The following is a 22904-nucleotide window of genomic DNA, read 5'->3' as shown; positions in this document are numbered from 1 at the left end:
ATGGTAGTGTGGGGTTTCCCCATGTGAGAGTAGGTCATCGTCAAGATTAAATTCCAAAATCCCTGTCTGCTCACGCAGACAGGGATTTTGTTTTTGTGCTCGAAAAAGTGGCACCCAGCGCCGGTCTGTTAAAGGCAATGTGTTTACCGCGACCGCGACCGCGACCGCGACCGCTGGCCTGGCAGGAGTGAGCTTGTTTTGTGGTTTTTGAAAGATCGTTAAAGATCAAAAGACCGCGACACAGGCTCGCTCACAGTGGCTTCGTGCAGTACTTAAGTGAGCAGCGTGACAACCAAAGTACTGGACATACATCCCTCGGTGCCCCCACGCTGACTTCCAGCTTCCAGCTTCCAGCTTCCAGCTTCCAGCTTCCAGCTTCCAGCTTCCAGCTTCCAGCTTCCAGCTTCCAGCTTCCAGCTTCCAGCTTCCCGTACGCCAATCCCCTTCGAGCAATGTTAAGGTTCGCCTTTGGATTTTGCCTTCTGCTAAGGATGCCTTCATGCCCTGTGCTACGTCCCTCAATGCGGGTTTTATGGTGGTTCACGGTAACCGCCTTGATGAGTTACGCAGCCTGGTCGTGAGCTGGATGCGCCGCTATCCACTGGCGCCTCTGGAGAACGAAATTGCTCTGGTGCAGAGTAATGGCATCGCCCAATGGCTAAAGCTGGCTCTGGCCGAAGATGCTCAAGACGACGATCTGGGCGGCTGTGGCATTGCCGCTGCGGTGGATGTGCAACTGCCCGGCAGTTTTATGTGGCAGCTCTATCGGATGGTATTGGGCAGTGAAGAAATCCCTGCCAAGTCCTTGCTCGATAAAGCCCCTCTGACTTGGCGTTTGATGCGCTTGCTCCCAGTCCTCATCGATCAACCGCACTTCGAACCGTTGCAGCGCTTTCTAACCCACGACACCGATCTACGTAAGCGTTACCAGCTATCAGAACGCCTCGCCGACTTGTTTGACCAATATCAGGTCTATCGTGCTGACTGGCTGGAAGACTGGGCCGCAGGTCGCCATCAATTGCGTAATGCCCGAGGTGAAAGTCCTGCCTTGAGCCCGGCTAATTGTTGGCAAGCCGAACTATGGCGAGCGCTACTGCTCGACGTCGGAGAGGAGGGTATGTCGCAAAGCCGTGCCGGTGTCCATCAGCGCTTTATTGAAAAAATAAACAGCCTCGAACAAGCACCGTCCGGCCTCCCTGCGAGGGTAATCGTGTTCGGCATTTCGTCACTGCCCGCTCAAGCGCTCGAAGCACTGGCTGGACTGGCCCGCTTCAGCCAAGTGCTGCTGTGTGTGCATAACCCGTGTCGCCACCATTGGTCTGACATCGTTGCCGACAAAGATCTGCTGCGCCACCAATACAAACGGCAAGCCCGCAAAGCCGGAATGCCTGCAGCATTGGATCTCGACATCCTGCATCAGCACGCCCACCCATTGCTCGCCGCCTGGGGCAAACAAGGTCGCGACTACATCAACCTGCTCGACAGCTACGATGATCCCAACAGCTATCGAGCGGCCTTTCGTGATGGCCGCATTGATCTGTTCAGTGAAGTGGAACCGCGCAACCTGCTCAACCAATTGCAGGACGACATTCTTGAGCTGCGCCCACTGAACGAAACGCGCGAGCTGTGGCCGGCTGTTGATTTGGATAAAGATCACTCAATCCGCTTCCACATTGCCCATAGCGCACAACGTGAAGTCGAGATCCTTCACGACCAATTACTCGCTCGATTCAGCGAAAACCCTCACTTGCAGCCACGCGATGTGATCGTGATGGTGCCGGATATCGACAGCTACGCGCCGCACATCCGTGCCGTATTTGGCCAGATTGATCGCGACGATCGCCGCTTCATTCCCTACACACTGGCCGACCAAGGCCAGCGCGGCCGTGACCCGCTGCTGATTGCCATCGAGCACTTGCTCAAACTGCCCGACAGCCGCTTCCCAGTCAGCGAAATCCTCGACTTACTGGACGTTCCAGCATTACGCGCTCGCTTCAATGTCCAAGAGCGCGACTTGCCCACACTGCATCGCTGGATCGAAGGTGCGGGGATTCGTTGGGGGCTGAATGCCGAACAGCGCGCTGGACTCGGGTTGCCTTCTGAACTGGAGCAAAACAGTTGGCGTTTCGGCTTGCGTCGCATGCTGCTCGGTTATGCCGTTGGCAGTGGTGAGGCTTGCGATGGTATTGAGCCTTACGATGAAATCGGCGGCCTTGATGCCGTCTTGATCGGCCCACTTGTGGCCTTGCTTGACGCATTGGAAATTGCTCACCAAGAACTTTCGCAACCCGCCTTGCCGCAACAATGGGGCGAGCGACTGCAAGCCTTGATGCAATTGTTTTTCCAGGCAGAGACTGAGCACGACGACTATCTGCTGGCCCAACTTGAAGAGCTGCGCGAGACCTGGCTCGAAACCTGTGAGTTGGTTGGCCTGCAAGATGAATTGCCGCTAACCGTCGTACGCGAAGCTTGGTTGGCAGGCCTTGACCAAGGCAAGTTGTCACAACGCTTCCTGGCCGGAGCCGTCAACTTTTGCACCCTGATGCCGATGCGTGCCATCCCGTTCAAACTCGTCTGCCTGCTTGGCATGAATGACGGTGACTACCCGCGAGCGCAACCGCCGCTGGACTTCGACTTAATGGGCAGCGACTACCGCCCAGGCGATCGTTCCCGCCGCGAAGATGACCGTTACTTACTGCTCGAAGCGTTACTGTCTGCACGCGACCAACTCTATATAAGCTGGGTAGGGCGCAGTATTCGCGACAACAGCGAGCGTCCGGCCTGCGTCTTGATAGGCCAATTACGCGATCACCTTGCCAGTGGCTGGCATCTCCAAAATGGTGAGGACTTGCTTGAGGCCATGACTCAACAGCACCCGCTGCAACCGTTCAGCCCCCGTTATTTTCACGAAGGGGATCCCAATCTGTTCAGTTATGCCCGTGAATGGCAGCAGTTGCACGAACCACAAACAGCCCTCGCACAGTCCGAAACCCTTGCAGCGCATGAACAAGAAGAACCTTTAAATCTGACTCAGTTGCAGGACTTCTTGCGTAACCCTGTACGCCACTTCTTTAGCCAGCGTCTGAAAGTCTTCTTTGAAGCTGCCGAAGTGCCTCTAGAGGATGAAGAACCCTTCGTGCTCGACGCGTTGCAGCGCTACACCCTTAGCGACAGCTTGCTCGAAGCCGCATTGGCGCAACCCGACCAACTGGAACACGCTCTACAGACCCGCGCGCAACGCCTGCAAGGCAGCGGGCTGTTACCGATGGCCGGGTTTGGTGAGTGCTTGCAACATGAGTTGATTGAGCCTCTTCCCGATGTCCTGCAACGCTATCAACAGCTCCTGACCCTGTGGCCGACGCCGCTCAACAGCGCACTGCCGATCAGCGTTGAAGGCCACGGGCTTACGTTGGAAGGATGGCTCAGCAATCTGCATCAACGCAGTGATAAAGGCCTACTGTCCATTACTACAATTCCAAACAGCATTGGGGCGATCAAGACCCGAAAATGGCATCGCCTGACCAGACCGTGGGTCAACCATCTGGTGGCTTGCGCCGGTGGCTTGGACATGTCCACGGCGTTGGTCGCCAGTGATGAGACCTTGCTGCTAGCCCCTTTAGAACCTCAACTCGCCAGCGACATCCTGGGCAACGTATTGATGGCCTGGAAAGTCGGTATGAACCATCCGCTGCCCATCGCTATCAAAACCGGCTTCGCCTGGCTGGCCCAGACTGATCCGGTCAAAGCCGCTGCCGCGGCACAAAAAGCCTACGAAGGTGATGGCCAAACCAGCGAAGGCGAACGTCGCGAAAGCGCAGCCTTGGCTCGGCAGTTTCCAGACTACGCGGCGTTGATGGCCGATGGCGCATTTGCAGATTGGTGCGATGCCCTCTATCGCCCTCTCTTTGACGCGCCTTGGCGCTCATTAAACAGCGAGGCGTCCCGCTAATGAGCGAGCAAAAAATACCCTTGGCTTTGGCGTTCCCACTTCGCGGCAGTCAATTGATCGAAGCCAGTGCCGGCACCGGCAAAACCTTCACCATTTCTGCGCTCTACCTGCGTTTGATCTTGGGCCATGGCGGCGAAGCGTCAGGGTTTGGCTGTGAGCTATTGCCACCGCAAATATTGGTCGTAACCTTCACCGATGCGGCCACCAAAGAGCTGCGTGACCGTATTCGCACCCGGCTCGCCGAAGCAGCGCGCTTCTTCCGTGACGAGATCCAGTCCCCGGATGCTCTGGTTGAGCAACTGCGTGATCAGTTCGCCCCTCAACAGTGGGCCGCCTGCGCGGGTCGCCTCGACATCGCCGCACAATGGATGGATGAAGCGGCGGTATCGACCATCCACAGTTGGTGTCAGCGGATGCTGCGCGAACACGCCTTCGACAGCGGCAGCCTGTTCACCCAAACCCTCGAAACCGACCACAGTGATTTACTCGGCGAAGTGTTGCGCGATTACTGGCGACTGTTTTGCTACCCCATGCACGGTGACGCGCTGAACTGGGTGCGCGCCAACTGGAGCGGCCCAGGTGCCTTGCTACCCCGTGTTCGAGCCTTGTTCGGCAGCTCACGCCCGGTAGCCAACACCGAGCAAACCCCGGCGCAAATGATTGAAGCCTGCTTGCAAGAGCGTCGCCTGGCACTCTGCGCGCTCAAGACGCCATGGCTGCAATGGGCTCAAGAGTTACGCGATATCTGTCTGCAAGGCGTAGCCGCTAAAGCCGTCGACGGGCGGAAAATGCAGGCGCGTTACTTCGAACCCTGGTTTGAAAAAATCAGCGCCTGGGCGGCTGACGAGTCCCAGGAGCAGCTAGACCTGGGCACTGGCTTCGCCCGTCTGACGCCTGACGGCATGGCCGAAGCGTGGAAAGGCGAACCGCCGCAACACCCGGCGCTGGAGGCCATGCGCGAACTAAAGACGGCGATCGACGCCTTACCCAGCCCCGATGCCGCTGTTCTGGAGCACGCGGCGCGTTGGGTCAGTGCGCGTTTTGAAGCAGAAAAACGCCGACGCGCCGAGATGGGCTTTGACGACATGCTGCTCAGGCTCGATGCGGCGTTGCAGGCTGAAGGCGGCGAGCGACTGGCGACCCTGATCCGTGAGCAATTTCCCGTCGCGCTGATTGATGAGTTTCAGGACACCGACCCGGTGCAGTACCGCATTTTCGAGACCATCTATCGCATTGAAGACAACACGCCAGACACCGGCCTGTTTCTGATCGGCGACCCGAAGCAGGCGATCTACGCCTTCCGTGGTGCTGACATCTACACCTACTTGCGCGCCCGCCACGCTACCAGCGGCCGACTGCACACATTGGATACCAACTTTCGCTCCAGTCACGCCATGGTGGAGGCGGTCAACCACGTGTTTGAGCGGGCCGAGCAGCGAGACACCGGGCGAGGCGCGTTTTTATTCCGTGAAGGTTCTGAAAACCCTGTGCCCTTTGCCCCGGTTAAATCCCAAGGGCGCAAAGAAGTCCTGCAAATAGAAGGGCAGCCCGTAACAGCCCTCAACCTGTGGCAGTTGCCTTCCGAACAGCCCGTTTCAGGCGCGGTGTATCGCCAGCAACTGGCGGCCGTGTGCGCTAGCCAGATCGTCGAGTTGCTCAATGGCGGTCAACAAGGTCGCTGCGGTTTTGCTAAAGATGGCCAGCCCTTAAGAGGCATATTGCCCGCTGACATTGCGATTCTTGTACGGGACGGTAAGGAAGCTCAGGCCGTGCGGCGTGAATTGTCGACGCGGGGTGTGCGCAGCGTTTACCTGTCGGACAAGGATTCGGTCTATGCCGCGCAGGAAGCTCACGACGTGCTGGCCTGGCTCAAAGCCTGTGCCGAGCCGGACGTCGAGCGTCCGCTGCGAGCCGCCTTGGCCTGCATCACCCTGGACTTACCTCTGGTTGAGCTGGAGCGCCTGAATCAGGACGAGTTGGCTTGGGAGCGACGCGTCATGCAGTTCCGAGGCTACCGTGAAACCTGGCGTAAACAGGGCGTGCTCGCCATGTTGCGCCGTCTGCTGCACGACTTCGAATTACCCCAGGCCTTGATCGCCCGTCCAGACGGCGAGCGAGTACTGACTAACGTGTTGCACCTGTCTGAGCTGCTGCAACAGGCGGCTGCGGAGCTGGATGGCGAACAAGCGCTGATCCGACACTTGGCTGAACACCTGGCATTGTCCGGTCAGGCGGGCGAAGAGCAAATTCTGCGTCTTGAAAGCGATGAGCAATTGGTCAAGGTAGTGACCATCCACAAATCCAAAGGCCTGGAGTACCCATTGGTCTTCCTGCCGTTCATCTGTTCGACCAAACCCGTGGATGGCAGCCGTCTGCCGTTGCATTATCACGATGCAACGGGCAATGCCCAAGTGAGCCTGAAGCCAACACCAGAACTGATTATCCAGGCCGATAACGAACGTCTGGCCGAAGATTTACGTTTGCTCTATGTGGCCCTGACACGCGCCCAGCACGCCTGCTGGCTCGGCATCGCAGACCTCAAACGGGGCAACAACAACCGTTCGGTTTTGCACCTTTGTGCCTTGGGCTACCTGCTGGGCGGTGGTGCGCTGCTGGCTGAGTCCGTTGCGCTTGAACGCTGGCTGGCTGATCTGAAACAAGACTGCGCAGCGATTCAATATGCACCTGTACCACCGGCCAGTGACGCGCACTTTTATCCGCCGCTCAATCAAGCCATCTTGCTCAAACCGCTGATCCCGACACGCCGTGCTGCGGAAAACTGGTGGATTGCGTCCTACAGCGCATTACGTATTAGTGACAGCCTCAGCCCTGCCGAAGCGCCTGAAAGCGCCCTGGCGCAAAAGCTATCGGACGATGAACGACTGGATCCGGATGCGCCGCGTGAAGTGTTACTCAGTGGCGGCGATATACACCGTTTTCCGCGTGGGCCAAATCCCGGGACCTTTCTGCATGGTCTGCTTGAGTGGGCTGGCAGCGAAGGTTTCAAGGCCGATCCCGAGGCAATCAAAGACGCTGTGGCGCGCCGCTGTAATCGACGTGGTTGGCAAGGTTGGATCGACACGCTGAGCGACTGGTTGCAGCACCTGCAAGATGAGCCACTGCGTCTGAATAACGGCCAGCCTGCTGTGGTCTTGAGCGAACTGAGTCAGTACCAGATCGAGATGGAGTTCTGGTTCGCCAGCCATAAGGTCGATGTCCTGCAGGTGGATCAACTCGTTCGCCAGCACACCCATGGCGGTGCATCGCGTGCCGCCGCCGAGCCGAGCCTGCTCAATGGCATGTTCAAAGGCTTTATCGACCTCACGTTCGAACATGAAGGGCGGTATTACGTGGCGGACTACAAATCTAACTGGCTCGGCGCCGACGATTCGGCCTACACCGAACAAGCGATGAACGCCTCTATTCTGGATAACCGCTACGACCTGCAATACGTGTTGTACCTGTTGGCCTTGCACCGTCAACTCAAGGCCCGCCTGGTTGATTACGACTACGACCAGCACATGGGCGGCGCGTTGTACCTGTTCTTGCGCGGTACCCGCTCCCAAAGTCAGGGCGTGTTCTTCACTCGACCGCCCCGACTATTGATCGAAAGCCTGGACCTGATGTTCCAGGGCAAACCTCAGCCCAAACAGGCTGAACCGGCGTGGGAACAGGGAGTGTTGTTATGAGTCGTTCGTTTGCCGAACTGTTGCCGACGCCATTGACGGCCGAAAGCCTTGCCCAACTAGAGCCCTTGAGCCGTGCACAAGACTTGCTGCTGTTGCTCGAACGTTGGGTCGAACGCGGCTGGTTGCGCGCATTGGATAAAGCCTTCGTCGCCTTCTTGCATGAGCGCGACCCGCAGGGCGACCCATTGGTACTGCTGGCGGCAGCATTGACCAGTCATCAATTAGGTCATGGCCATGTGTGTCTGGACCTGTTTGAAACCCTCAAAGAACCCGATTTCGCGCTGTCGCTGCCGCCCGAAGGTGATGTGCAAACCGGCGCCATGTTGCTGCCTTCGCAACTGCTTGAGGTGCTGGAGGGCGATGCATGGTGCAAAGCCTTGCACGCCAGCCCATTGGTGGAGCACGCGGGGCAGTCGTCGGCTAACGCAGCGAGCAGACCGTTGGTGTTGAGCGAGCGTCGTCTATACCTGCGCCGCTACTGGGCCTATGAGCGACGAATCGACAGCGCATTGCGTCAACGCCTGTCAGCCCCCGAGGTAACCCCCGATGATTTGTCCGCGCGCCTAAACGGTTTGTTTGGCAGCCCGAAAGCCGACGCGCTGATTGACTGGCAAAAACTGGCCTGTGCCTTGGCTACACGTGGCGCCTTCAGCATTGTTACCGGCGGCCCCGGCACCGGTAAAACCACCACCGTGGTGCGTCTGCTCGCGCTGCTCCAGGCCCCGGCCGTTGAAGCAGGCGCGCCTTTGCGCATCCGCCTGGCTGCGCCCACGGGGAAGGCTGCCGCACGTTTGACCGAATCCATCAGCCTGCAAGTCAAATCATTGGAAGTGGATGACAAGGTTCGGCAAAAAATCCCCAGTGACGTAACCACTGTTCACCGATTGCTCGGCAGCCGTCCTGGCACACGCCACTTTCGGCATCACGCGGGTAATCGTCTGCCACTCGACGTATTAGTGGTCGACGAGGCCTCGATGATCGACCTCGAAATGATGGCCAACTTGCTCGACGCGCTGCCTGACCATGCGCGTCTGGTATTGCTGGGTGATAAGGACCAGTTAGCGTCGGTAGAGGCGGGCGCCGTGTTGGGCGATTTGTGCCGCGATGCCGAGGCTGGCTGGTACAGCCCACAAACACGCGAATGGCTGGAGCACGTCAGTGGCGAAAACCTCGCCACCAGCGGCTTGCAACAAGACCTGGACGGCGCCCATCCGCTGGCCCAGCAAGTGGTTATGCTGCGCCACTCTCGGCGTTTTGGTGAGGGCAGCGGCATCGGTCAACTGTCGCGGCTGGTCAACCACCAACAGCCGCAAGAAGCACGCGCGTTATTGGCGGCGGGTACTCACGCCGACCTCTTTACTCTGCCACTCAAGGGCGAGCAAGACCGCGCCTTCGAGCGCTTGGCACTGGAGGGCAGAGGCGCCGATGCCAAAGGCTACCGGCATTATCTTGAAGTCTTGCGTGATCATCGCCCGGTCGCCGACGCGGGGCTTGAAGACCCTTGTTGGGCCGAGTGGGCGGGCCAGGTGCTGGAAGCTTTCGAAGCGTTTCAGGTCCTCTGCGCCGTGCGCAAAGGGCCTTGGGGGGTGGAGGGGTTGAATGAGCGTATTACCCGGTCTTTGTTCGCCCGCAAACTGATCGACAGTGACCAGCACTGGTACGAAGGGCGGCCAGTCTTGATGACCCGCAACGACTACGGCCTGGGCCTGATGAACGGGGATATTGGCATCGCCCTCAAGTGTGCGGAGCGCGAAGGACTCACCCAGCGCCACGTGTTGCGCGTTGCCTTTGCCCGTAACGACGGGCAGGGCGGCATTCGCTTCGTGCTGCCCAGTCGTCTCAATGATGTCGAAACGGTCTACGCCATGACCGTTCACAAATCCCAGGGCTCAGAGTTTTCCCACACCGCTCTGGTGCTGCCCGAAGCGCTTAACCCGGTGTTGACCAAAGAACTGATCTACACCGGCATCACCCGGGCCAAACACTGGTTCAGCCTGGTCGAGCCGCGAGCGGGCGTGTTTGAAGAAGCGGTACAGCGCAAGGTCAAGCGCTTGAGCGGCCTGATGCTCGGGCTGGGGTGATACGCAGCAGCCCACCGCTGGCCTGGGGTGTGCTGCTGATCTCCTAGCCATAGCCGAGCCAGCGAGGCCAGGTCCGATGGCCTGGCGATCGTAAACCTAAGTTCGGGGCTTAACTGACACACAGCAGCGCCCGATTCTACGACGGCTGCGCGACCGGCTGCCGTCTCCAGGCCCGGTATCTGCTACGCGTTTTCGTGCGGCATCCATGGCGATGTGGCCAGCCAGACGCCCACGATGCGGCAGCCAGAACAGGGCTAAAAGTGTGACCGGTATCACGGTTTTGAGAGGGGCTGTGGTATCGTTTCGGCATTACTGACACGACAAACAACGAGATTTCCTGCATGGATGTGGCTGTCTCCTCGACAGAGCAGGCTTTTGGGTGGCTGCGATGCCTGTCCCTTTGCCTGCTGCTGTTGAGCACTCCTTGCCTGGCCCAACCTGAAGCACCCATTAACTTGGCTAATCAGCGCGTCAAGAGTGACCAAGTGGCATTTGAGGTGAATCTCGACTCTGTTGCCCGCAGCGGAGTCCGCATTCACCCAAGTGTTTTGCAATTGTCACGCCACCGGGCTGAACAGCCGTGAGCCCGAGTCATCCACCCAACAAGCGGCGCAAACTGCGCTCGGTGCTACGCCGTGGGCACCTGAGTGTGGCGCTGGTCGCCGTGGTGCTCGCCAGCACTTCCTTGACCCTATTGGGTGTACTTGCACTCAAGGTGTATGCCGATCACAACCTGCATTTGATTGCCCGGGCCATCAACTACACCGTCGAAGCGGCTGTCGTGTTCGATGACAAGACCGCTGCGTGCGAAGCACTGGATTTGATCGCGTCCACAGAAGCGGTGGCCGAGGCCGAGGTCTACACCGCCGATGGCGAGTTGCTGGCGCGCTGGCGACGCCCGGAAAGTGGCCTGTGGTCCAACGTCGAAATGTTATTGGCCGACAGCTTGCTCAAACAGCCGATCACGGTGCCGATTGAGCATCGGGGCCAACAAGTGGGCGTCGTAGTGGTGAGTGGGCATGGCGCTAATATGTTGCGCTTTTTGCTCAGCGGGCTGTTAGGGGTCATTGTGTGCACAGCGCTTAGCGCCTGGAGTGCGCTCTATCTTTCGCGGCGCTTGCTCACGGGTATCACCGGGCCTTTGCAGCAACTGGCTGAAGTGGCCCACGCCGCGCGCAGTGAGCGAGCATTCGACCGCCGGGTGCCGGCTGCACACATTGCCGAACTGGACAATCTGAGTAACGACTTCAATGCGTTGCTGGATGAGTTGGAGTCATGGCAAATCCATCTGCAAACCGAAAATCAGGCGTTGGCGCATCAGGCCAGTCACGATTGGCTCACCGACCTGCCCAACCGTGCCTACTTTGCCGCGCGGCTGGCGCGCACGTTGCGAACCTTGGGTCAGCGCAGCAATAAAGTTGCCGTGTTGTTCCTCGATAGCGACCGCTTTAAAAGCATTAATGACACCTACGGCCATGCCGCAGGCGATGCGGTGCTGGTCGCAGTGGCCACCCGCATTCGTGCCCAGTTGCGCGAAGGCGACGTGGTCGCGCGTTTGGGCGGCGACGAGTTTGCGATCATGCTCGCCCCGCTGCACAAAGTCGAAGACGCTCAGCGTATCGCCGACAAGATCATTGCCAGCATGCATGAACCGATTGAGCTGCCAGAGCAAACCTGTGTCGTGACCTCGCTCAGTATCGGCATCGCCGTTTACCCAGAACATGGAGCAACCCCCGATGTGCTGTTGTGTGCAGCGGACGCGGCGATGTACCAGGCCAAACGCCTCGCCCGAGGCGGACAACACGTTGCCGAGTCGGATTACTCCGCAGCCCCATAACCATCAGGAGCTTAACCCCCATGCAACAGTGACGTGTCGTTATCAACATGTTCCCGGCGTTGTCTGAATACTGGCAACGCTAATCTTGACTGGCTGCCAGACGCCAGCTCCGCAGAAAGCTCTGACGGCGGAGCAAATAGCCGTACTCAAGCAACAAGGCTTTGAACTGACTGATGAAGGGTGGGCGTTCGGCTTGTCGGGCAAGGTGCTGTTTGGCAGCGATCTGGAAGTGCTCAATGCCCAAAGCCAGGAAATTGTTGAACGCATTGGTACTGCCTTGTTGGCGGTCGACATGCAACGCGTGCGGGTAGATGGCCACACGGACTCCTCGGGGCAGGATGCCTACAACCAACACCTGTCCGTGCGCCGCGCCAACAGCGTGGTCAAGGTGCTGACCAACGTTGGCATGCGTCCTGAAAATATTGAAGTGCGCGGGCTGGGCAGCAGCCCCCACAAAGTCAGTCCGCAAACCTCATCCCTCGCGTTTCCCCGAGCAGAAGCGGTGTATTCAGCTCCGTCACGGTTCGGATGTAATCCCACAGCAACGTAATCCGTTTCAACTTCCTCAGATCCTCCCGGCAGTACATCCAGAATTGTCGCGTCAGGTTGATTTCATCCGGCAGTACCGGCAATAAGCGCGGGTCTTGAGCGGCCAGAAAACAGGGCAGTATCGCCAGCGAGCGCCCTTGCTGCGCCGCCACGAATTGTGCAATGACGCTGGTGCTGCGCAAGTTCGCGCTGGCGCCGGGCAGCACGTTGGCCAGGTACAACAGCTCGGAACTGAACGCCAGATCGTCGACGTAACTGATAAACGGATGCTCCGCTAGGTCACTGGCCCGACGAATGGGCGGATGCTGATCCAGATAGTCCTGGGTCGCGTACAGCTGCAAACGGTAGTCACACAACTTGCAGCACACATAAGGCCCGTGTTCCGGGCGTTCCAAGGCGATGACAATGTCGGCTTCACGTTTGGACAGGCTGATGAAGTGCGGTAGCGGCAGAATATCCACCGAAATGGCCGGGTAGGTGTCCACAAAGTGGCTCAGTTGCGGGGTGATGAAAAAGCTGCCGAAACCCTCGGTGCAGCCCATGCGCACATGCCCCGACAACGCCACGCCAGAGCCCGAGACCTGCTCGCAGGCCATGTGCAAAGTGCTTTCAATGGATTCGGCATACCCCAGTAAACGCTGGCCTTCGTTGGTCAGGGTGAAACCATTGGTGCGCGACTTTTCGAACAGCAAGGTGCCGAGCGCGGCTTCCAGCGAGCTGATGCGCCGCGACACGGTCGTGTAGTCCACCGCCAGGCGTTTGGCCGCGCTGCTGGCCTTGCGGGTACGGGCCACCTCGAGAAAAAACTTCAGGTCGTCCCAGTTCAATGCGCTTAACGATGTAATGTTTTTTTGCATGTTAGACCGGCTTTTATGTGCGTTCTTATTAGAAGAACGCACACCTATACTCCAAAAACAGTCTTGCGACCAACCTGGGCGCCCGCACGATAAAAATAATTTTGGAGACTTCCATGAACGTTTCTACCACCCCATACCAAAATGCCCGCCTGCTGATTGATGGTGAATGGGTCGAGTCGCAGACCACCGAGTGGCATGACATCGTCAACCCTGCCACTCAGCAAGTATTGGCCAAAGTCCCGTTTGCCACCCCTGATGAAGTCAACGCCGCCATCGCTGCCGCGCAACGTGCATTCCAGACCTGGAAGCTGACGCCTATCGGCGCGCGGATGCGCATCATGCTCAAGCTGCAGGCGCTGATCCGCGAACATTCCAAACGCATTGCCACCGTCCTCAGTGCTGAACAAGGCAAAACCATCGCCGACGCCGAGGGCGATATTTTCCGTGGCCTGGAAGTGGTTGAACACGCGTGCTCCATCGGCACCTTACAAATGGGCGAATTCGCGGAAAACGTTGCCGGCGGGGTTGATACCTACACCCTGCGCCAACCGATCGGTGTGTGTGCGGGCATTACGCCTTTCAACTTCCCTGCCATGATTCCGCTGTGGATGTTCCCGATGGCAATCGCCTGCGGGAACACTTTCGTCCTCAAGCCTTCCGAGCAGGACCCGCTGTCGACCCTGATGCTGGTCGAGCTGGCGCTGGAAGCCGGGGTTCCGCCGGGCGTGCTGAACGTCGTGCACGGCGGCAAAGACGTGGTAGACGCGCTTTGCACCCACACGGATATCAAGGCCGTCTCGTTCGTCGGTTCAACCGCTGTCGGTACTCACGTGTATGACTTGGCCGGTCGCCATGGCAAGCGCGTGCAATCGATGATGGGCGCCAAAAACCACGCCGTGGTGCTACCCGACGCGAACCGTCAGCAAACCCTCAATGCACTGGTCGGCGCTGGTTTTGGTGCTGCAGGCCAACGCTGCATGGCCACCTCGGTGGTGGTGTTGGTGGGTGCGGCCAAGCAATGGTTGCCTGACCTCAAGGCGCTGGCGCAACAACTCAAGGTCAATGCAGGCAGCGAGGCGGGTACTGACGTCGGCCCGGTGATTTCCAAACGTGCGAAAGAGCGCGTGCTGCGGCTGATTGAAAGCGGGATCAAAGAAGGCGCGGTCCTCGAACTGGACGGTCGCGACATCAAGGTTCCGGGTTTTGAACACGGCAACTTTGTCGGTCCCACTCTGTTTTCGGGCGTGACCACCGACATGCAGATCTACACTCAGGAAATCTTCGGCCCCGTACTGGTGGTGATCGAGGTCGACACGCTTGATCAGGCCATCGCCCTGGTCAACGCCAACCCGTTTGGTAACGGTACTGGCCTGTTTACCCAAAGTGGCGCAGCCGCGCGTAAGTTCCAGACCGAAATCGATGTAGGCCAGGTCGGCATCAACATCCCGATCCCGGTGCCCGTCCCGTTCTTCAGCTTCACTGGTTCGCGAGGTTCCAAACTGGGCGATCTGGGGCCGTACGGCAAACAAGTCGTGCAGTTCTATACTCAGACCAAAACCGTCACCAGTCGCTGGTTCGACGATGACAGCGTGAATGATGGCGTCAACACCACCATCAATCTTCGTTGAGGGCACGACCATGAAAATCGCATTTATCGGCCTGGGTAACATGGGCGCCCCGATGGCTCGCAACCTGCTCAAGGCCGGGCACTCGTTGAACCTGTTTGACCTGAACCAAGACATCCTCGCAGACCTCGCGGAGCAGGGCGGGCACATCAGCGCATCCCCGCGTGATGCCGCACATGGCTCTGAACTGGTAATCACCATGCTTCCGGCGGCGGCGCATGTGCGCAGCGTGTGGCTGGCAGAAAACGGCGTGTTGGCCGGTATCGGCAAAGGCGTCCCCGCGGTGGATTGCAGTACCATCGATCCGCAAACCGTGCGTGATGTGGCAGCAGCAGCGGCCAAACAAGGCGTGCCAATGGCCGATGCCCCGGTGTCCGGCGGCACGGGCGGTGCACAAGCGGGCACCCTGACCTTTATGGTCGGCGCCACTCAAGAACTGTTCGACACCCTGCACCCGGTGCTTTCGCAAATGGGCCGCAACATAGTCCATTGTGGGGATGTGGGCACTGGCCAAGTGGCTAAAATCTGCAACAACCTGCTGCTCGGGATTTCCATGATCGGCGTCAGCGAAGCCATGGCCTTGGGGGCGGCTTTGGGTATCGACAGCCAAGTGTTGGCTGGCGTTATCAACAGCTCCACCGGGCGTTGCTGGAGTTCCGAGGTTTACAACCCGTGGCCGGGCATTGTTGAAACAGCCCCGGCATCACGCGGTTATACCGGCGGTTTTGGTGCCGAATTGATGCTTAAGGACCTGGGGTTGGCCACTGAAGCGGCACGTCAGGCACACCAGCCGGTGGTGCTGGGCGCTGTGGCGCAACAGTTGTATCAAGCCATGAGCTTGCGCGGAGAAGGCGGTCAGGACTTCTCGGCCATCATCAACAGTTATCGCAAACCCGAATAGGGTTTTTCCGGGAATCCGCGTCGGGCGGATTCCCGGTTTTTTGCTGGGCGGGATCAGGCAAAAACGAAATACTTGCGCACGGTTTCAACCACTTCCCACGTGCCTTTCATGCCTGGCTCCACCACAAAAATGTCGCCCGCACGCAGGTGAATCGGCTCTTTGCCTTCCGGGGTGATGATGCAATAGCCCTCACGGAAATCGCAGTATTCCCACTTCACATACTCCACGTACCACTTGCCGGGTGTGCAAATCCACGTGCCCATGATTTTGCTGCCGTCTTCGCTGGTGTAAGCGTTGAGGTTGACGGTGTGCGGGTCGCCTTCAAGTCTTTCCCATTTACAGGCATCCAGCACGGGCAGGGGGGTGGTATCGCGAAGAACAGTAATTGGCGCAGACATAAGAACTCCGTTGGGGTGGGGTTAGACGCAAACCCAACCCTAACGGGCCTCGCGCGCTGACAGTTGCCTGGTTCCGACACCCAGCGGCTCGAATACGCACCCCCATACACAAAAGCCCCGGCGCTTGATGGCAAGTGCCGGGGCTTGGTGTGACGGGGAAGGCTTAGCGCGTCTTAACCAGCGGTTTGCCGGTGCTCAGGCGCAACAGGTAAAACAGGTAAATCACCAGCAACCAGACCGGTATGGCATACACCGAGGCGCGAACGTCAGGGATCATCCAGATAACTGCGACGATCACCGCCATAAACACCAGGCACAGGATGTTGCTCACAGGCGACCAGAATGCTTTGAACGAAGGCTCTACACCTTGCAGGCTCATCGCTTTGCGAAACCGCAGGTGAGTCAGGCTGATCAGCGCCCAGTTAATCATCAACGAGGCCACCACCAGTGCGAACAGCAACTCCAGTGCTCTGTGCGGCGCGACGTAGTTGACCACCACACACAGCAATGTCACCAGCGCCGACACGCCCAGCGCCCGAAGTGGCACGCCATTTTTGGTCAGTTTCATCAGCGCTTTGGGGGCATCACCCTGTTCGGCGAGGCCGAAGAGCATACGGCTGTTGCAGTACACGCCGCTGTTGTAGACCGACAGCGCGGCGGTCAGCACCACAAAATTAAGGATCTGTGCGGCGGTGTCGCTGCCGATCAAGGCGAAAATCTGTACAAAGGGGCTGCTGCCGTAGGCATCACCACCGGCACCCAGCGTCACCAGCAACTGATCCCACGGGTACAGCGCCAACAGCACTGTCAGTGCGCCCACATAGAAAATCAGAATCCGGTACACCACCTGATTGATGGCCTTGGGGATCACTTTTTTCGGTTCGCTGGCTTCCGCCGCTGTGATGCCCACCAGTTCCAGGCCGCCAAAGGAAAACATGATAAAGGCCATCGCCATCAGCAGGCCGGTGCCGCCATTGGGGAAGAAACCGCCGTGGCTCCACAGGTTACTGATCGATGCCTGCGATCCGCCGGTGCCGCTGAACAGCAGGTAGCAACCGAGCACGATCATGCCGACAATCGCCACCACCTTGATGATCGCGAACCAGAACTCCATCTCGCCAAAGACTTTCACATTCAGCGTGTTGATCAGGTTGACCAGCACAAAGAACACCACGGCGCTGACCCACGTGGGTACCTCGGGCCACCAAAACTGGATGTACTTACCGACGGCGGTCAGCTCGGCCATGCCCACCAGCACGTACAGTACCCAATAGTTCCAGCCCGACAGAAAGCCAGCGTAGCCGCCCCAGTATTTGTGCGCGAAGTGACTAAAAGAGCCGGCCACAGGCTCTTCGACGATCATCTCGCCCAGTTGGCGCATGATCAAAAACGCGATAAAGCCGGCAATTGCATAACCGAGGATCATCGACGGCCCTGCAGACTTGAGCACGCCAGCCGAGCCCAGAAACAGCCCCGTACCAATCGCGCCGCCCAAGGCAATCAGCTGAATATGGCGGTTTTTTAATCCGCGTTTGAGTGTGACCGGGGGGGAGTTAGCGTCAGCCATCGGTTGCCCTGTTGGTTGTTGTTTTCGGTATGTGATGAAGCCACCCATGCAACCCGGGTGTCATGAAGCGACGGATATTACTCCTGGGGAAAATTCAGGCATACAGGCGAAGACGACTCTGCGACATTTCTTACAGCTTTAATCGATTGAAAGAGCCTTCAGTAAAGCTCTCGCGTAGGCCGGCAACTGATCAAAAGAACGGGCACACACCAACAGCTTGCGTGCTGCCCACGGCTCGTTCAACGGCACAACTTTAAAGGTTGGCGTCGTTTGCCAGCGTTCAATCGTGGCGTTGGGCACGATGCCCAACCCGGCTCCGCGAGCGACCATGCGCAATACGCTGTCAAAACCTTCGGCGCGAATTCGCACCTGCAGGCGCTTGCCGCAGCGTAGCGCCTGCTCTTCCAGATACACCGCCAGCGCGCTGTTCTGCGAAAGCCCGACATAGTCATGGCTTAGCGTGTGAGTGAACGTCAGCGTTGGATGATTAATCAGCGCATGCCCCTGTGGGATCACCAGCATGAGCGGGTCGTCACGAAAGGGCAGGGTTTGCAGGTCATGGGTATCGACAGCGTTGGAAATGATCCCGATATCGGCCGCGTCCTGACGCAAGGCGTGGGTGATGCGCAGGCTGGTCAGTTCTTGCTGATCAATGCTGATGTTGGGGTGCTGGCAGACAAAATCGGCCAACACCTCGGGCAAGTACTCGGTCAGGGCGGTGGTGTTGCACAACAGGCGCACCTGGCCTTTAAAGCCTTGGGCGTACTCGGCCATGTCGTGTTTCATGCGTTCAACTTGTTGCAGCAATAGCCGCGCATGCTGCGCTAACGCTTGCCCGGCCGGTGTCGGGCTAACGCCACGGCGGCTGCGCTGCAAACACTCGACCCCCAGTGACGCCTCCATCGCACGAATCCGCGCACTGGCGGCGGCCAGCGACAAATGACTGAAGCGGGCGCCCGCCGTGATATTGCCCGCCTGCAGCACATTCAAATACAAGCGCAGATCAATCAAGTCGACATGCATGGCGAGCCTTAATGGTTGTAGGTGGGAGCTGCCTATTGCCCGGCAAGAGGCTGGCTCAGTGTATGACGCATTTTCAGCGCCGTCGCCGTGGTTCAGCATGTCCTCATGAAAACATTGATCGAGTTCTACCAACACTTGGGCTGGGCCTTGTCACTGCTGGTGATGATGACCTTTGTGCTGGCCGGCACAGTCAAAGGCATGATCGGTCTGGGCTTACCCACTGTTGCCATGGGCATGCTCGGGCTGGCTATCGCTCCGGCGCAGGCTGCGGCGCTGTTGATCATCCCCTCCATCGTCACTAACGCCTGGCAACTGGCCATCGGCGGGCAGCTAGGGGCACTTATAAAACGCCTGTGGCCCATGCAACTGGGGATCTGCCTCGGCACCGGTTTTGGCGTGTTGTGGCTGAGTATTGAGGGTGGCGGCGCAGTCGTGCGTGCATTGGGGGCGGCGCTGTTGCTTTATGCCCTGAGCGGTCTGTGCCTTCCCACCTTACGCGTGCCCGCGACTGCCGAGCGTTGGGCAGGTCCGGTGTGCGGGCTGCTCACAGGTGTCATCACCTCGGCGACCGGCGTCTTTGTTATCCCCGCTGTGCCCTATCTGCAAGCGTTGGGCTTGAGCAAAAATCAGCTGGTACAAGCCTTGGGATTATCCTTCAGCGTCTCTACATTGGCCCTTGCTGGCGGGCTTTACTGGCGCGGCAATCTGGGGGGCGGTGAACTCAACGCCTCGTTGCTGGCGCTGCTGCCGGCCATGCTCGGCATGTGGCTGGGCCAATGGTTGCGCGAGCGCATCAGCGCCACGCTATTCAAGCGGGTGTTCTTTGTTGGCATGGCGCTGCTGGGCACACATTTGCTGATCAGTGGTTGAAACGCTTGAGCAACAATCAAATCGCTATTTGTGACTTTTAAGCAAAAGCCATTTGCCTCGGCGCGGGTGTTTCCTGAAGGAGAGGCTCTATATTCTGGCCCCCTGTTTTAAACCTTCAACGCCCTGTGCTGCTCACCAGCGCTGAGGGCTGACCCCTTATGAGGCTGATGATGAAAAAAATTCTGTTACTTAACGGCGCTAAAAAATTTGCGCACTCCGATGGTCGCTACAACCTGACGATGCACGACACGGCACTGGCGTTTTTTGATCGCCAGGGTTTTGAAGTCAAGGTTACGCACATCGACGAAGGCTATGACATCACCGAAGAAGTCGAAAAATTTCTGTGGGCGGACGTGATCATTTACCAAATGCCGGGCTGGTGGATGGGGGCGCCGTGGATCGTTAAAAAATACATCGACGAAGTGTTCACCGAAGGTCACGGCAAGCTCTACGCCAGTGATGGCCGCACCCGTTCCGATGCGTCGCAGCGTTATGGCAGCGGCGGCCTGATTCACGGCAAAAAATACATGTTGTCGCTGACCTGGAACGCACCGCAGCAAGCGTTTGAAGACCCGGCTGACTTCTTTGAAGGCAAGGGCGTGGACGCGGTGTACTTTCCGTTCCACAAGGCCAACCAGTTCCTGGGCATGACCGGCCTGCCGACCTTCTTGTGTGTTGACGTGATGAAGCGCCCACAACCCGACGTCGACGCGGCCCGTTATGAACAGCACCTGACTGAAGTGTTTGGTCTCGACGCGTAAAATCCCGTATCACTGATATACCCATAGCCGCTGATGCGCCTCGCGGTACGCGTCAGCGGCTACTATCAGTAGCTACCAATGAGGGGCACGTGTGAAAGCCAGATCTGACGAGCTGCAAATTTTTGTGTCGGTGATTGAGTGCGGTTCGATCTCCGCCGCCGCCGAACAAGCCGGGCAAACGCCTTCGGCCGTCAGCCGCACGCTGTCGCGGCTGGAGGCCAAGCTCGAAACCACGCTGATCAACCGCACCACGCGGCGCATGGACCTGACCGAAGAAGGCAAGTTCTTCTTCGAGCAGGCCAAGCTGATCCTTGAGCAAATGGACGAGCTTGAAGAGCGCCTGATCTCGCACCAGCGTACGCCGTCCGGGCGCTTGCGTATCAACGCGGCTTCGCCGTTCATGCTGCACGCCATCGTGCCGTACCTCCCCGAGTTCCGGGCGCTGTACCCAGACATTCAGCTGGAACTGAACAGCAACGACCTGATCATCGACTTGCTCGAACAAAGCACCGACATTGCGATTCGTATCGGCCCCCTGGCCGACTCCACCTTGCACGCCCGCTCCCTGGGTTGCAGCCCGCTGAACATCCTCGCCAGCCCTGAATACATCGCGCAACACGGCGCCCCGAGCAGCGTGGCCGATCTGGCCAACCACACCTTGATCGGCTTCACCCAAAACGATGGCCTCAATCAATGGCCACTGCGTTATGCACAGGGTGATCGTTGGCCCATCCAGCCCGCGATCAGCGCCTCGAGCGGTGAAACTGTGCGTCATTTAGCGCTGCAAGGGCAGGGGATTGCCTGTTTGTCGCATTTCATGACTTATGAAGACATCAGCACCGGACGCTTGCAGGTAGTGCTGGGCGAATTCAACAGCGGCTACCGTCAGCCGATTCATGCCGTGTACTACCGCAACTCGCAGCTGGCGCTACGTATTCAATGCTTTCTGGACTTTATCCAGACCAAGCTTGCGAGCTATGCCACCCCTTATTTCCAAGGCTGAACCCGTGGGCACCGCCGCGTGCTATTCCCTTCGTTGTTTGATAACACGCTGAAAATCAGACAAGGTCTGACCACGGCAAAAACAATAAAAGGAAGCACCGAATGCGTATTGTGTGGTTACAAAGCCTGTTCTTGACGGCTGCCATCGTGGCCAGTCCTTCTGCGTTTTCCGTCACTCTAGAGGGCGGTGCTGTCGCTGCACCCGACCGATACGGCGCTGAAGTTGCGGCGCAGATCCTTAAAAAAGGTGGCAATGCAGTCGACGCCGCTGTCGCTACCGCCTTTACCCTGGCGGTGACTTACCCCGAAGCCGGGAACATCGGCGGCGGTGGTTTCATGACCCTGTTCATCGATGGCAAAGCCTATTTTCTTGACTACCGTGAAACCGCGCCCAAAGCGGCCAGCCGTGACATGTACCTCAATGAAAACGCCGACGTCATCGAAAACATGAGCCTGGTTGGCGCCCGTGCGGCAGGCGTGCCGGGCACGGTGATGGGCTTGTGGGAAGCCCATCAGCGTTTTGGCAAGTTGCCATGGCGTGAATTGCTGACCCCGGCCGTGGGTTATGCGAAAAACGGTTTCACGGTGGCCGACAGGCAATATCAATACAGCGAAAGCGCGTTGAAGCGGTTTAGCGGCTCGACCAACTTTGCAGACTATTTTGCCAGCATGAAACCCGGCGAAACGTTAAAGCAACCAGAGTTGGCCGCCACCCTTGAACGCATCGCCGACCAAGGCGCCAACGAGTTCTATCACGGTAAAACCGCAGACCTGCTGGTTGCACAAATGCAGCGCGACAAAGGCCTGATCACCCGCGATGACCTCAACGACTACAAGGCCAATTGGCGTGAGCCCATGCGGATCGATTTTCGTGGCAACACGTTGTACACCGCGCCGTTGCCAAGTTCAGGCGGGATTGCGCTGACGCAACTGATCGGCATCAAGGAGGCTCTTGCGCAGGACTTCAAAGGCGTAGAGCTGAACTCGGCGCGCTACATTCACTTGCTGGCTGAAATCGAAAAACGCGTCTTTGCCGACCGTGCCGATTATTTGGGTGACCCCGACTTCGGCAACATGCCGGTGGCCGAGTTGACCGACCCGGCGTACATCGCCAAGCGTGCGAAAGAGGTCAATCCGAAAGCGATTTCCGAAACCGCCAGCGTAAAGCCGGGCCTGGAATCGCATCAGACCACCCACTTCTCAATCGTCGATAAAGACGGCAACGCCGTCAGCAACACCTACACCTTGAACTGGGTTTACGGTAATGGCGTTGTCGTTCAAGGCGCGGGTTTCTTGCTTAACGATGAAATGGACGACTTCAGCTCCAAGCCGGGGGTGGCCAATGTATTTGGCGTGGTGGGGGGCAATGCCAACGCCATTGAGCCGGGTAAACGCATGCTCTCGTCGATGAGCCCAAGTCTGGTGACGCGTGAAGGCCAACTCACCCTGGTGATCGGTACACCCGGTGGTTCGCGGATCTTCACCTCGATCTTCCAGGTGCTGAACAATCTCTACGACTTCAACCTGCCACTGGAAAAAGCCGTGGCAGCGCAGCGCGTGCACCATCAGTTGCTGCCTAAAGACACGATTTACTACGAAAACTACGCGCCGCTGAGCGCCAAAGTCGCGGATGACCTGAAGGCGATGGGTTACACCCTGAAGGATCAGGGGTGGAGTATGGGCGACATTCAAGCCATCCGGGTTAACGGCACCCAACTGGAAACGGCCTCTGACCCACGCGGGCGTGGCGTTGGCCTGGTTGTAAAGTAAACCTCTGCACCGTTGGATGACCTTG

The 22904-nt window shown here is 58.3% G+C and carries 16 protein-coding genes; 12 read left to right on the top strand and 4 right to left on the bottom strand.

The window, feature by feature from the left end; all coding sequences use genetic code 11:
* Positions 1-499 precede the first annotated feature (499 nt).
* The 6 genes from recC (at position 500) to ACIQYF_RS22360 (ending at position 12106) form a co-directional block, all read left to right on the top strand.
* The gene (gene recC / locus ACIQYF_RS22385; RefSeq protein WP_402866157.1) at positions 500-3949 is read left to right on the top strand and encodes an exodeoxyribonuclease V subunit gamma; all 3450 of its coding nucleotides are present in this window, start codon (positions 500-502) and stop codon (positions 3947-3949) included.
* The gene (recB, locus tag ACIQYF_RS22380) at positions 3949-7638 is read left to right on the top strand and encodes an exodeoxyribonuclease V subunit beta (RefSeq protein ID WP_402866155.1); all 3690 of its coding nucleotides are present in this window, start codon (positions 3949-3951) and stop codon (positions 7636-7638) included. The genes recC and recB overlap by 1 nt, the downstream gene beginning before the upstream one ends.
* Entirely contained in the window at positions 7635-9719 is a 2085-nt protein-coding gene (gene recD / locus ACIQYF_RS22375; RefSeq protein WP_402866154.1) for an exodeoxyribonuclease V subunit alpha, read from the top strand. Before recB ends, recD begins: the two co-directional genes overlap by 4 nt.
* Positions 9720-10060: 341 nt before the next feature.
* Positions 10061-10303, top strand: a complete 243-nt coding sequence (locus tag ACIQYF_RS22370; RefSeq protein WP_402866152.1) for a YfiR family protein — start codon at positions 10061-10063, stop codon at positions 10301-10303.
* Positions 10300-11556: a diguanylate cyclase domain-containing protein gene (locus ACIQYF_RS22365; protein ID WP_402866150.1), complete on the top strand. Its 1257-nt coding sequence runs from the start codon at positions 10300-10302 to the stop codon at positions 11554-11556. Before ACIQYF_RS22370 ends, ACIQYF_RS22365 begins: the two co-directional genes overlap by 4 nt.
* Before the next feature lie 85 nt (positions 11557-11641).
* Complete coding sequence (locus tag ACIQYF_RS22360; protein ID WP_402866148.1) at positions 11642-12106, top strand: OmpA family protein; 465 nt, start codon at positions 11642-11644, stop codon at positions 12104-12106.
* On the opposite strand, the gene ACIQYF_RS22355 is transcribed toward ACIQYF_RS22360, so the two are convergent.
* The gene (locus ACIQYF_RS22355) at positions 12015-12962 is read right to left on the bottom strand and encodes a LysR family transcriptional regulator (RefSeq protein WP_402866146.1); all 948 of its coding nucleotides are present in this window, start codon (positions 12960-12962) and stop codon (positions 12015-12017) included. The genes ACIQYF_RS22360 and ACIQYF_RS22355 overlap by 92 nt on opposite strands.
* 113 nt (positions 12963-13075) lie before the next feature.
* Here ACIQYF_RS22355 and ACIQYF_RS22350 point away from each other — a divergent pair, with 113 nt between their 5' ends.
* The gene (locus ACIQYF_RS22350) at positions 13076-14590 is read left to right on the top strand and encodes a CoA-acylating methylmalonate-semialdehyde dehydrogenase (protein ID WP_402866144.1); all 1515 of its coding nucleotides are present in this window, start codon (positions 13076-13078) and stop codon (positions 14588-14590) included.
* 10 nt (positions 14591-14600) lie between these two features.
* The gene (gene mmsB / locus ACIQYF_RS22345) at positions 14601-15488 is read left to right on the top strand and encodes a 3-hydroxyisobutyrate dehydrogenase (protein ID WP_402866142.1); all 888 of its coding nucleotides are present in this window, start codon (positions 14601-14603) and stop codon (positions 15486-15488) included.
* 53 nt (positions 15489-15541) lie between these two features.
* On the opposite strand, the gene ACIQYF_RS22340 is transcribed toward mmsB, so the two are convergent.
* The 3 genes from ACIQYF_RS22340 to ACIQYF_RS22330 form a co-directional block, all read right to left on the bottom strand.
* Positions 15542-15886, bottom strand: coding sequence for a cupin domain-containing protein (locus ACIQYF_RS22340; RefSeq protein WP_402866140.1), 345 nt, complete (start codon positions 15884-15886; stop codon positions 15542-15544).
* A 163-nt stretch (positions 15887-16049) separates the two neighbouring features.
* Entirely contained in the window at positions 16050-17453 is a 1404-nt protein-coding gene (locus ACIQYF_RS22335) for an amino acid permease (RefSeq protein ID WP_402866138.1), read from the bottom strand.
* Positions 17454-17591: 138 nt separating this feature from the next.
* Entirely contained in the window at positions 17592-18476 is an 885-nt protein-coding gene (locus ACIQYF_RS22330) for a LysR family transcriptional regulator (RefSeq protein ID WP_402866136.1), read from the bottom strand.
* Between the two features lie 105 nt (positions 18477-18581).
* Between ACIQYF_RS22330 and ACIQYF_RS22325 the strand changes: the two genes are divergently transcribed.
* From ACIQYF_RS22325 to ggt, 4 genes are all read left to right on the top strand, one after another.
* Positions 18582-19346 (top strand): sulfite exporter TauE/SafE family protein, encoded by a 765-nt coding sequence (locus tag ACIQYF_RS22325; RefSeq protein ID WP_402866134.1) that lies wholly within the window; start codon positions 18582-18584, stop codon positions 19344-19346.
* Between the two features lie 170 nt (positions 19347-19516).
* The gene (locus ACIQYF_RS22320) at positions 19517-20107 is read left to right on the top strand and encodes an NAD(P)H-dependent oxidoreductase (RefSeq protein WP_402866132.1); all 591 of its coding nucleotides are present in this window, start codon (positions 19517-19519) and stop codon (positions 20105-20107) included.
* Positions 20108-20198: 91 nt separating this feature from the next.
* Entirely contained in the window at positions 20199-21110 is a 912-nt protein-coding gene (locus ACIQYF_RS22315) for a LysR substrate-binding domain-containing protein (protein ID WP_402866130.1), read from the top strand.
* A 101-nt stretch (positions 21111-21211) separates the two neighbouring features.
* Entirely contained in the window at positions 21212-22879 is a 1668-nt protein-coding gene (gene ggt, locus ACIQYF_RS22310; RefSeq protein ID WP_402866128.1) for a gamma-glutamyltransferase, read from the top strand.
* Positions 22880-22904 lie beyond the last annotated feature (25 nt).

It is taken from the genome of Pseudomonas sp. NPDC096917, assembly GCF_044762555.1.
Lineage (GTDB): Bacteria > Pseudomonadota > Gammaproteobacteria > Pseudomonadales > Pseudomonadaceae > Aquipseudomonas.
The sequence above is the reverse complement of the archived record's forward strand: the minus strand, read 5'-3'. Positions and strand labels throughout refer to the sequence as shown.